Below are 12,455 nucleotides of genomic sequence, written 5' to 3'. Positions count from 1 at the left end.
AAATACACGTTGTAGATGCAAAGGGTTTATGACTGCGAGCGCAGCGAGTACATTCTCTTTGCGCAATGTGAAATAAGCAATTTTAAAAGCAGTTGACACAGCATAGATCTACATGGACGTAATACTTCGCCTTCCTATGTTTTAATATGCTCTTTGAGCAATCTTACTAGAGTTATTTTCATTCACTGAACCCGAAACGAAGCAACTTAGCCTGAAGAGGTGAGAATAAGGATATCTAATTAGCATAGCTCAATGAGTAACCCCCTCCTCCATCAGCTAAGCCTATTGAGTAACATCCATCTCATACTGCTTTAATATAGCCATCATATTCTCTGGAATTGGCGATTTTTGACCTGTTTTCATATTAAACATCACCACATTCGCATAACCTGTTGTACAGATTGCTTGTTGCGATTCGCTAAACGCTTCATAACGCATAGTAAAACGATCTTCTTTTATATCGGTAATATAAGAGCCAATATACAAAGTATCAGGAAAAGTCACTGGGCGCTTATATTGCGCATAAGTGTCGCGTAACACAGGACTATGCGTCGGCTCAGATAAAATAGATAAAAGCCCTGTTTGTTTTAAAAAGTCGATCCGCGCGGTTTCAAAGTATCGGAAATACGACACGTTGTTTACATGTCCCAACGCATCCATTTCACCCCACACCACATTGACCTTAGTGTTGATTGCGAACTTCTCAAAAAATTCCTGCATGATGTTGCCTTTGTTATGGTTATTTATATTTAGAGTGAAAACTCATCGTACCAGCACAAAGTGCAAAATACACGTTGAAGGTGCAAAGGGTTTATGACTGCGAGCGAAGCGAGTACATTCCCTTTGCGCAAGGTGAAATGAGCCATTTTAAATGCTGCTGAAACTGCACCTAGCTACATGGATGTAATACAGCACTGCTCTTAAACTTTTCATTTACAGTGCGCGCAGCAAGACTAGCGTTGAGCGTGAGGCCCTTGGATGGCCGAACCGGACCCAGGCTACATGGACGTAATACTACGCCTTCTATGTTTTAATATTCTCTTTATGCAAGATGAATGCTAAACAACGAGCTTATTAGCTGTAATTTTAAATATGGATGCCTCTCGGTTTACATAACATTGATTACTAAGCTCAAAGCTCTATGGCTATGTAATATTATTTTCTTTTAAACTCTCTTTCTCTTGCTCATATGCCCGCGCTCGCTCCTGTCCTTTTTGGTACTCTTCAGCAATCATCTTCTCTATTTCTGAGGTTTTTTCATTAAAATCTTTCTCAGAAATTTCACCTGCATCAAACTGTTCTTTTTGTTCATCGAGCTTCTCTCTCAACTGTTTTATTTTCTCCATATCAACGCCAAGTCTTTGCATTAAAATGGCTTCTTGCATTTGCCCTAAAAAACCTTCGTTACGTATGGTCGTTTGTAGCTCTTTTTGTTGATATTGCTGGCTAACTGAAGAAGCCTGTTGCATCGGCATCTCAGCGGCAATTGCTTGGCTAAATTGCCTTTCATCATTGCCGCTATGCGACAACTTTTGCCCACCTTCAATATGATTTTGGGTCAATAATGGGCTAGTGCCTGCGGCTTTGTACATCAACATAGTGTGTTCCTTGTAATTTGCTTATCACATCCATATATGTTTCAAAAATCGAGCCACACTTATTGTAAAAATCAGAAAAGTTTTTTAAAAAAAGGCACCAATATAAAAGCCCCCATTAATAAACATAAAAGTAACAGCACAAACAATTGAAATTTAATGTTATATTTTCATTCCACTGTACCCCTTTAAGTAAATACTGCCAAAAACCAAGCTCAACAACATAGCTTGGTTTGGTTAACCTCCCCCCTTAGGAAAACGATCCTAATACATCATAATGTTAAGTAACCTGAACTCTGGATAATAAATCTATCTCCAGCGGCTACTTTCAACGCTAACTGCGTTGAATTTACTTGCAATAGGCCAGCTATTGACGCGTAAATTCGCCTTGCCTATATGGATGTAGGTACCTTAGCGATAGCAGGACGCGTGAGCGGTGTTATCTCTAAAAGTTTCCGGCTGAAGAATTAAAAAAACACTTATTGATTCAATATCAATACTTTAGTAAATCTCTTAACCAAAGCTCGGGTTAATTATTTAATCTGATCATAAGTTATTTCTTACTGCGTACTACCTAATCATAGAATTTGGAAAAGGCAGCGATTTATAAACAACAATCGCACCTTTGTCCTTATAGTAATTATTCCAATCCAATGGATAGACGTCGTTGACACCGTAAAGGTGAATCGCATCCGCGATGTAGAAAGTGTTTTTTATTACTTCGTCATTTAAACACTTAGCTGGTTTGTGGTCATTGCCAATATTGATGTTGATGTCGGAGCTACCACGGCCATCAACATTAAACATTAACCCATTTGGCACGGTGAACACGCTATCTTCAACAATTTCCGCACCTGCTGAGGTGATCAGGTGTATTTGTGGCACCTGTAAACCTTGCGTAGTGTCTGCATAGGTCTTAACGCGTTCTTTATAATGGTCCAAACAAATCTCCAGCGCAAATTCAACGCCGTCAATAGAAAATAAACAACCCCCACCGTAGCCGGAAGCTGAGCGCTCATTGGTTTTATTAATTGCACTGCTAGGTTGAACATTAAGATCTCTAGAACCGCTTGTCGGTGCTAATTTGGTGAGTGGATTGCCGTCAACCACACCAACTCTATGGGAAGGATTACTCCAATCGCCATTGAATGTTCGGGCAAAGTCAATATGAGAGATGTATTCCTTCATAACGATTTTACAAGTGTCGTTATGAGCGTTGGCAACCCCCCCTTTTTGCACCAATGCGGCATTGACAATCTCTTTGGTATTAGGTTTTCCCGGTACTTCCATCCAGCCAATCGCTGTGCCGAACACAAACAGCCAATCTCTGTAATCGCTTGACTTGGTGTGTGCTCGGAGCTTTTCTAAAATAGTGGAGATCTTTTCGATCGGGTAGGCACCGGCATTACCACGAAAGTAGAACTCCGGTGCCATGAAAATCTTCAAAGTAGTGCTATCAGCATCTATTTTGCTTGATTTTTTCGCTTCTTCGATACATTTAATCATCACACCTACGCGGTAGTTGATGTCGCTGTCACTGTCTGAATTCCCCAAATAACTCCAATTACTGCCATTGATATAGGAGGTAAAAGTATTTAGTTGATAAGAAATAAATTGTGCTTTGTTATAACTCATTGCTGGCCTCGTTTCTATTTTTGCGGTTGGATCGTGTTTGATAGAGGCCTAAATTTTAGCGTTCAGTTAAGTTGGTAACTCGGTGGTAACCTTCAAGAAAAAGGGCACAATTGGGATTTACAGGTTGAAAGAAAAAGAGCTGAAACAAGACTTATTAAAACAGCCATTTTAAATTTATAGAACCGAAATCACAGGGGTAAGTATTGCAACCCTCAACCTGCTCCCATATTTTCAATATTTCAAAGCAAGCAAAAAACATTCATTGATTCGCTTTTAAGGTATCTATTAACTTTCTACCAAATAAAAATTTTATCTATTCTTCTCGCTCTTGTTAAACTTAACCAAATTATTAAAACTTGTTTAGGGCACAACATGAGCGTAGTTGAAGTTAAGCACCCACTGATTTCTCACAAGATGGGACTGTTGCGAACACACGATATTAGCGTTAAAGCATTTCGTGAATTGGTATCTGAAATTGGCAGTTTATTAACCTTTGAAGCAACACGAGACCTACCGCTAGAAAATACCACTACCGCCTCTTGGCAAGGTGATATCACTACGCAACAACTAGCTGGTAAAAAGCTAACCTTAGTTCCGATCTTAAGAGCGGGACTGGGGTTAAATGAAGGTGTGCTCTCAATAATTCCGTGTGCCAGAGTATCAGTAGTTGGCCTTTATCGAGATGAAGAAACCCTAGAGCCTGTGCCTTACTTTGAAAAACTTACTTCTGATTTAGATAAACGTGTTGCTCTAGTCGTTGACCCAATGCTAGCAACGGGAGGCTCAATGATCGCGACCATTGATTTATTAAAAAAGCATGGCGTAAAAGACATAAAAGCCATGGTTTTAGTGGCCGCTCCAGAGGGTATTCAAGCACTTGAAGAGGCTCACCCAGATGTCACACTGTATACAGCCAGTGTTGATGAAAAGCTCAATGAGCAAGGCTATATCTTGCCAGGTCTTGGTGATGCAGGTGATAAGATATTTGGGACTAAGAAGTAAAGGTCTGTTAAAAAGAGGCAGCGAAATAAACAGCTTTAATCTGTAGTAGCGGCTTTATGCCGCTACTGTTTTATATGAAGGATTATCAAATTTAGTCATTTTGAACTTATTTCAGAATCTATATGTCTTCATGACTGCTTTCGGCTCTCTGAGTGCTATTAATGCACAGCGCATGACCTATTTCTGTTTCACAAACAAGTTGTCCCTATGGGGCAAAGATAAACCTCATAGGTTAGATCATTTGAGGCACCACACCCTGTATTCACTTCAAAATTAATTTGTTTAGTCACAAATGGGTGGTACCCCTCTGCAAACGCCACAATACTCACATCAAATGCTAAGTTGTTATGTTCTAAAATTGCATGGTACGCACCCGTTTTTGTATCCTCATTACGATCATCTGACGAAATAAACAATGGTTCCACGGTGCTCTCTTCATTTTCACTTTCCATCACTACACGTACAGATGCGTTTTCAATCAGTACATCACTGTTCAATGACTCTCTAATAAATACATTCATATGAGGTGAGCCAAACCCTGTACAAGTATTTTTTCCGCCTTCAACAGGTGGAATTTCAATTTCATTTCCTGCGTGGGCATCACTACCGCAACCACTAACATGTAATGCACTCAATAATACTAAGCCGATAGCTTTTAGATTCATCTCAACATCCTATTTAAGAAATTCATATAATTTACTAAAAACCATCATACCTAGCAGAGGTACACAGATAAACCACTGTTTACATTAAATAACTTTTAAGATCTTTGAATTACATTCTAACTTGCGGTAGAAGACTCAGCTACATCTTCTACCGCAAGCTGCTCACTCGTTTTTGGAGGCTCAAAAAATTGAGTCACTTGATGAAATACCTCAGGCGTATCGAAATGCGCTCGCTTGGGCTGTGCCAATCTGCGTTTAGCAATCCGAGATAAACATACTTCGTCACTAACTTGTAAATAAAAAAGCGTATGTTCGCACTGAACTTCATTTGCCAATGACACTAACCAAGCCCGTTGTTTTACTGTATTTGCAGGGAAATCCATCACAACACTAAGACCAAGGCTAAGTAATTGCTGAACATGTTGTTTTACAAATGGTTTAATTAGATTCGAGTAATGTATATAGTCATTAAACGTCGTGATTTGATGAGGGTAATGTGCTGCCAACCAGGCGTCTTCACTCAATAAAACCGCCTGCTTCTGCTTAGCAATAACTTGCGAATAAGTTGATTTCCCCGCTCCCATCTTCCCACAAAATAAAAATAACTGAGCCTTACTGTTCATTCCTTTCCCTCGTCACTAATTGAACATGCACAAAGCGTCTTTGCTGCTTTGTCATGCGTATCTGAGTTGCACTTTGCCTATGAGTTTTTAACGCCAACTTTAATGTATACCGTTCTGAACTCACTTAACACCTAACTGCTATTTGTTTAGCATCCAAATGAACAATGAGGTCAGTATTGATTCTGTAGATAGGTTAATTAACCAAGTTGCTTTCTAATCTTTGGCATTATTCGCCTACTGACGGGCACGGTGTCACCCGAGCTCAGTATCAGATTTCCACCGCCTGATGGCAGCTTTTCAAGAGACTGAATCAACTGCTTGTTTACAATATATGAGCGGTGTATACGCAAAAACGTTGCAGGCAATTTTTCTTCCATGAGAGTCAGGGTCTCGTTGTGCAACACATTACGTCTATCCAATAGGCTGATCTCCACATAATCTCTCGCGCCTTTCACAAAACAGATATTCTCACATGATATCCACTCGCTTTTGTCTGCAAGGTTTAGCTTTATTTTGGATGGCGTCTGCTGCTCACTATATTCATCTAGTGCTTGTTGCAGCTGAGCAGCTCTTTGCTGTGCAAGCTGCTTTTGAGACTGCTCGTGTTTATATGCAATGGCATGCTGAACAAAAAAGAATAACAAAAGCGCTGCAACAAAATAATAAAAATAAAGATCGAGAAATTGATTAGGATTTACTGCAATTATGATAAAAAATATAAAAAGTGCACAGGCATGTTTTCTCGCATTTTCCTGCCTATTGAATGCTTGAAAAGCGGTAATTAAAAAGCTGACACCAGCAGGCACTTGTATGGCGAACACGGTTTTATTTTCTATCGTATTTCCCAAATAAATACATACCAGCGTAAATAACATTGAGAGCAAGAAGCAAGCCTTGCGATGATTTTGCACAAACCCATTTATGATATACAACAGCAAGCTTAGCCCGCTTAACGTCCCTAGCAGTAAGATAACCATCAACCGAACTTCATGATAAGGGTATTCGTATGCAACTAATCCTCTTGATACCTCAGTCAGCAATTGCAGTACCACTAACAAAGAGAGTATAGGCAGCCAAAAAGTGCCTCGTCTTGGACTCAAGTCTTGCCACACCAACACGCTTGAGAAAATCAAACCGATTATCAAAACACCTAACGGCACCAATGTGGGTAGATAGTGGTGCAATACGATATCTTGAGGTGAGTCATAATATGTAACTATCGCAAGCGGGATTGAACGACTGATATCAAAAGCTTTATGATGAGATGACAGTTTAATCACTAGCTCATTTTGATGCTGTTTAAGTAGCCCTTTAGGTATATAGGTTACAAAGTCCATCACACCAGGCTGCTCTTCTCCAGCTTGGAGAGACGGGTAACCATTTCGGCCAATTAATTCGCCATTAAAGTAAAACTCAGCCGCTGCTTGAGCAGAAAAAAACAGCCCTACGGGTTTATCAATGCGCTCGGGGTCGCCTAAGTCAAACGTGGTGCCTATCCAAGTTAATTTATTGCCCGTCTTTACCTCGCTCAAAGGCATCGCTTTGCAGTTTTGTAAGAAGAAGGACTTTGAAGAAATCTTTTCATTTTCATCATAACAAACCCTAACCTCTTGAATAAAATACTTATTAAATTCATCCGCGGCGAGTTGCGTAGAGAATATCATGGTAAAAATAGCCAAAAAGCAACCACATATGTGATTAATATTTATCACAGTCTGATTCATGAAGGGCCGAACACTCATCCTTATAATTTTTACTACCTTTTGCAGAAGAAACGCCACCGCTTGCATATAAGTGCTAGAAAAGTAAGAAGTAATTGGTAATGTCCTTATCAATTAATATATCGCTTTAAAGGGCTCATTTTTTATGAACTATATCAAAAAATCTGTTTATACAGGAATCGTCTTATCTCAGTTAGTGTTTGCCCCACTCTGTCTAAGTGCGCAGTTAACCCCAAAACAAATAGATGCACTTGTTGAAAAAGCATCAGACGAGCTTAATGTACCAGGGGTAGCATTGGCAGTTGTGAAAAGTGGTGAAGTGGTCCATGCAAAAGGTTATGGCGTTCAATCTATTGAAAGCAACACACCAGTAAACACCGATACCCTATTTCAGGTCGCCTCAATTTCAAAATCATTTGTCACTGCGGCATTGGCAAAACTCGTAGATGAAAATAAACTCAGCTGGGACGACAAGGTCATTGACTACCTCCCACATTTTCAAATGTATGATCCTTGGGTAACAAGAGAGTTTACTATTCGCGACTTGTTAACTCATCGTTCTGGTTTGCCACAAGGTGCTGGGGACTTATTACAATGGCCTGATGCAGCAGCACATGCAACGCCAGATGAAATCATCTCAGCACTCAAACATTTAAAACCAACCAGTTCATTTCGTTCTGACTATTCCTATGTCAATTTAATGTATATTGTCGCCGAAGAGGTTATACGCGAAATAACCAAGATGCCTTGGGACCAATATGTCGAAAAAGCATTAATTGCCCCGCTGCAAATGACCCACTGTGTAGCAAACCCAGCTCGAATTAAAATACCAAGTAAGCGTGCTATACCGCATATGGAAGTTGACGGCGAGCTCAAGACCACGTTTTTCAAAGATGATAACCAAATTAACTGTGACATAGCGGGTATGGCAAAGTGGGCACAGCTCTTTCTTAGCAAAGGTAAACTACCAGGTGGACAAGATTTGCTCTCTGAGGAGCAACATGCAGAAATGTGGAAACCCGTTACTTTAAAAAAAGTCTCTTATGTTGATAAAAAATACGCGCAAGCACATTTTCAAGCATATGGATTAGGCTGGAATTTGATGGACTTTCATGGCCACTTGCATGTCTCTCATGGCGGTGCGGTACAAGGCATGACCTCGCATATCGCATTTTTACCTGAAAAAGATGTAGCGGTTATAGCGCTGACAAATCAATGGTCACGAGCAGCACAAGGTCTCACCGCGACTATTCTAGAGCACTACATTGAATCAGAACCCACAAATTACATTGATGTATACATTGAAGGTAGAAAACGATATGAAGCCTATATAAAACAGCAAAAGAGAACAGAAAAGCCTTTGCAACCGGGCACAACCAAACCACCTATGAAGCTTACTCAATATGCCGGCACTTACAAGGATAACTGGTATGGCACGGTTGATCTCACAGCTACAGGCTCAGAGCTTAACATTAAGTTTTCTCGTGGTAACGCGTTAACTGGTGAGCTTAAACACCTAAAAGGCAACCGATTTGTTGCAAAATGGTACGACCGAACATTGAATGCAGACGCGTTTGTTAACTTTGAAGTCGACTTCGACGGTAAGGTGAGTGGATTTAAAATGAAAGCGATAAGTGCAAGCACTGATTTTTCTTATAACTTTCATGATTTAGACCTAAAAAGGGTAAGCGAGTAGAAGTAAAGTTAGATATTAATTACTAAGTACAGCCCCCCTGAAATTCAACTAATTAGGTAAATTTAAAGTGGGGGTCATTGCAACTTACCCACAAACACAAATGAAGTCAGAGTCCAAAGTCAGCGACTCTGACCCTTTTATGAAAATCAACGACTCTGCCCCCTTTGATTCTAGGCGGGCGACCGTAACCACCGACTCTTCACGTATTCCTAACAGAAGCAGATTAATAAAGATTACCGAGCCACATGTAGCGACATTATGCCTATATACTGCTGTAAAAAGCCTCGAAATAACGAAAAGCCGCTGTGGAATATTTCAATAATAATTTTAACCACATGATTTTATTGCTAATAAATTCAAAATGAATTCATGATAACTTCATAAGCGACTCACCGAGCAGAGATAGTTAATCTTGTCGTCAACAGCAGAGGAGACAGCCTGCAAGCGAGCTCCTCTAAACAGATAGTTAAAATAATAAAGTTGATATAAGGATTTTCTTATGCTTTTAAACAAAGTAGCAATGGCAGTAATTATGGCTGCAACATTAAATGGCTGTAGTCAGTTTCAATCGTCTGAAAACATAAAATATGCAGGTGCAGAATTTGTTGAACAAAAACAGGTTGAGCGCGGTGATATTGGTATCGCATATGAAAAGTTTGAATTGGATAATGGCCTAACCGTTATTCTACATGAAGACCATTCTGACCCATTAGTGCATGTTGATGTGACTTATCATGTTGGCTCTGCACGAGAAGAGCTGGGTAAGTCAGGGTTTGCTCATTTATTTGAACACATGATGTTTCAAGGCTCAAAGCATGTGGCAGATGAAGAACATATCAAAATGGTGACTGAAGCGGGTGGAAAGCTAAATGCCACAACGAATTTAGATAGAACTAACTACTTCCAAACCGTCCCAGTAAATCAATTAGAGAAGATGCTGTGGTTAGAGTCAGACCGTATGGGTTTTTTTGCTCAAGGTATTACCCAAGAAAAGTTTGAAGTTCAACGTGCTGCGGTAAAAAATGAACGTATGATGCGTTATGACAATGTGCCTTATGGGCAAGGTACCGAAAAGTCGCATCAAGCCCTGTATGGCTATGGACACCCTTATTCTTGGATGCCAATTGGATATATGTCGGATCTAAATAGAGCTGATGCCAACGATTTAAAAGCCTTCTTTAAACGTTGGTATGGCCCAAATAACGCGACACTAACGATTGGTGGAGCAATTAGTCGCGATGACGTGTTGCAATTGGTACAAAAATACTTTGGTTCAATACCACGAGGCGAGGCCGTGACCAGCGCTGCAAAACAGCCAGGTACATTAAGTGAAACTCGTTTTGTGTCGTACGAAGATAATGTGTCACTGCCACTGATCAGAAAAACCTATCCGACGGCCTATATGGGGCACCAAGACGAAGCCGCATTAGATGCGCTGGGTTATTTTATTGGCCAAGGTGAAAGTTCAATGCTGCGTCAAAAGTTAGTTGATACTCAGCAAGCTGTCCATGCAAGCTCTACGCATATGTGTTTTGAATTATCTTGTCAGATGATTATTGTCGCACTGCCACACCCTGTAAGTGGTAAAACGTTGACGGCGCTAAACCAAGATATTGAAACCTTAGTGAGTGACTACATTGAAAATGACCTGACTCAAAATGACATTGAGCTATTTATTACCAAACGAGAAGCAGAAATTGTTAGAGCGCTGCAAAGTGTGCAAGGTAAAGTGTCAATGCTTGCCGAATTTGAGACTTTCCATAACAGTCCTGACTACTTGAGTCAGCAGCTAGCAAGTATTAGAGCGCTAAAAGTAGATGATATTAAGCGTGTATATGCTCAATATGTTGCTAACAAACCACATACTGTGCTCAGCATTGTACCTAAAGGCAAGCCGGAGACAGTGGCGAAACCAGACAATTATACACCAACATTTTTCGAACCAGCAGGCACTGAAACGGCAAAAGCTGAGGTAGAGTTACCGGTTATCGTAGATACTTTTGACCGCAGTATAAAGCCTACCTCAGGTGCTGCAAAAACGCTTAAATTACCAAAGCTTTGGAAAACAAAAACTTTGAATGGTATTGAAGTGTTAGGTACAGAAGATGCTGAAACGCCTACTACAACCTTACTATTACAAATTCCAGCCGGTCGCTTATATGACCCCGAGCAATTACCAGGTCTTGCATTATTAACGGTGGAAATGCTAACTGAAGCCACAACCCAACATACAAAATCAGAACTCGCTCAGCAGTTAGCTAAACTTGGTGCGGAAATATCATTTGATGCTAAGCCTGAGCACATTGAAGTTGAAGTGTCGACTTTAACCAAGAATCTAACGCAAACATTAGCGGTGTTGGCAGAGAAGTTATTGCAACCTAAATTTGCTGAATCAGATTTTGAACGCGTGAAAGGCCTTGTCATGGAGTACAGTAAAGCAGAGCGCGATAGTGCTGACTTTTTAGCGGATAGTGCATTAAATGAAGTGATGTATGCAAGAGGAAACTACAGAAAACCTTGGTTACCTACTGTTGACGAGCTTGCAAAACTAGAGCTTACCGATATTAAATCTTATTACGCCAAACAAGTTCGCCCGCAAGGCAGCAAATTGTCAGTAGTGTCTGATATGGCACAATCTAAACTGATTACCGCATTGGAAGGAGCATTATCTAAGTGGCAGGGTAAAGGTGAGCTTACCATGGCTAAACCAACACCTGCGCAGTTAGACAGCAACACGATTTACCTTGTGCACAAAGAAAAAGCACCACAGGCGCAGATTAGGGTGGCAACGCATACTGTGGCTGCAGACTTAACGGGTGAGCATTTTAAAAATCAGATTATGAACTTTGCGTTCTCAAATAGTTTTAACAGCCGTATGACGCAAAACTTGCGAGAAGATAAAGGCTTCACCTATGGTATCCGTGGCATTTTCTCTGGAAATCGAGACACTGGACACTATGTGATTTCTTCAGGCATTAATGCTGAAAATGTGGCAGATGCACTAAACGAAATTCAACATGAATTAAACTTGGTTAATAGATCGGGACTTACAGACAAAGAAGTGGAGTTCACAAAAAATGCCATTGCCCAAAGAGATGCACTGAAATATGAAACACCAGCTGCAAAATTAAGCTTCTTTGCGATGATGCACGCACATAATGTTGATTCAAGTATTGTAGAAACACAGGCTAACATTATCGAAAAGGTGACTAAAAAAGAACTAAACCAATTGGCTGCTAAACACCTTGTACCAACAAATATGACTTACATTGTAGTGGGTGACGCGCCTTCATTGACAACGCAACTAGAGGCCAAGGGCTTTAACGTTAAAACATTAACCATCCAATAAGTTAAACAAATTGATCCCAACCGTGGCGAACACTCTGTGCTCGCCATTTTTTTACTCGACTTTTGACAAATAAGCGCATATCCAATTTGTATTTTTACTAGTTACTGGGAAGACGGCAAACACTTGGCAACGGAGTACCAATACGATGCAATCTATTATTTGTGCTGAC

The 12,455-nt window shown here is 40.3% G+C and carries 9 protein-coding genes; 3 read left to right on the top strand and 6 right to left on the bottom strand.

Annotated features, from left to right (window positions below; genetic code table 11):
- Positions 1 to 282: 282 nt before the first annotated feature.
- From ACXAC4_RS02585 to ACXAC4_RS02575, 3 genes are all read right to left on the bottom strand, one after another.
- Entirely contained in the window at positions 283 to 720 is a 438-nt protein-coding gene (locus tag ACXAC4_RS02585) for an acyl-CoA thioesterase (protein ID WP_475158789.1), read from the bottom strand.
- Positions 721 to 1,145: 425 nt separating this feature from the next.
- Positions 1,146 to 1,598 carry a hypothetical protein gene (locus ACXAC4_RS02580; protein ID WP_475158788.1) on the bottom strand — a complete coding sequence of 151 codons (453 nt, stop codon included), beginning with the start codon at positions 1,596 to 1,598 and terminating at the stop codon, positions 1,146 to 1,148.
- A 567-nt stretch (positions 1,599 to 2,165) separates the two neighbouring features.
- Positions 2,166 to 3,230 (bottom strand): hypothetical protein, encoded by a 1,065-nt coding sequence (locus tag ACXAC4_RS02575; protein ID WP_475158786.1) that lies wholly within the window; start codon positions 3,228 to 3,230, stop codon positions 2,166 to 2,168.
- Between the two features lie 372 nt (positions 3,231 to 3,602).
- Between ACXAC4_RS02575 and upp the strand changes: the two genes are divergently transcribed.
- Positions 3,603 to 4,232 carry a uracil phosphoribosyltransferase gene (gene upp / locus ACXAC4_RS02570; protein ID WP_475158785.1) on the top strand — a complete coding sequence of 210 codons (630 nt, stop codon included), beginning with the start codon at positions 3,603 to 3,605 and terminating at the stop codon, positions 4,230 to 4,232.
- Positions 4,233 to 4,420: 188 nt separating this feature from the next.
- On the opposite strand, the gene ACXAC4_RS02565 is transcribed toward upp, so the two are convergent.
- The 3 genes from ACXAC4_RS02565 to ACXAC4_RS02555 all read right to left on the bottom strand — a co-directional run bounded on the left by ACXAC4_RS02565 (position 4,421) and on the right by ACXAC4_RS02555 (position 7,199).
- Positions 4,421 to 4,897 (bottom strand): hypothetical protein, encoded by a 477-nt coding sequence (locus tag ACXAC4_RS02565; protein ID WP_475158783.1) that lies wholly within the window; start codon positions 4,895 to 4,897, stop codon positions 4,421 to 4,423.
- 116 nt (positions 4,898 to 5,013) lie between these two features.
- The gene (locus tag ACXAC4_RS02560) at positions 5,014 to 5,520 is read right to left on the bottom strand and encodes a P-loop nucleotide/nucleoside kinase family protein (protein WP_475158781.1); all 507 of its coding nucleotides are present in this window, start codon (positions 5,518 to 5,520) and stop codon (positions 5,014 to 5,016) included.
- Positions 5,521 to 5,717: 197 nt separating this feature from the next.
- Positions 5,718 to 7,199, bottom strand: a complete 1,482-nt coding sequence (locus ACXAC4_RS02555; protein WP_475158779.1) for a LytTR family DNA-binding domain-containing protein — start codon at positions 7,197 to 7,199, stop codon at positions 5,718 to 5,720.
- A gap of 187 nt (positions 7,200 to 7,386) precedes the next feature.
- Between ACXAC4_RS02555 and ACXAC4_RS02550 the strand changes: the two genes are divergently transcribed.
- Positions 7,387 to 8,937, top strand: a complete 1,551-nt coding sequence (locus tag ACXAC4_RS02550; protein ID WP_475158778.1) for a serine hydrolase — start codon at positions 7,387 to 7,389, stop codon at positions 8,935 to 8,937.
- 499 nt (positions 8,938 to 9,436) lie between these two features.
- Positions 9,437 to 12,286: a M16 family metallopeptidase gene (locus ACXAC4_RS02545; protein ID WP_475158777.1), complete on the top strand. Its 2,850-nt coding sequence runs from the start codon at positions 9,437 to 9,439 to the stop codon at positions 12,284 to 12,286.
- Positions 12,287 to 12,455 lie beyond the last annotated feature (169 nt).

The organism is Pseudoalteromonas sp. AWM4_233 (genome assembly GCF_056158285.1).
This window is presented reverse-complemented; position numbering and strand designations above follow the sequence as displayed.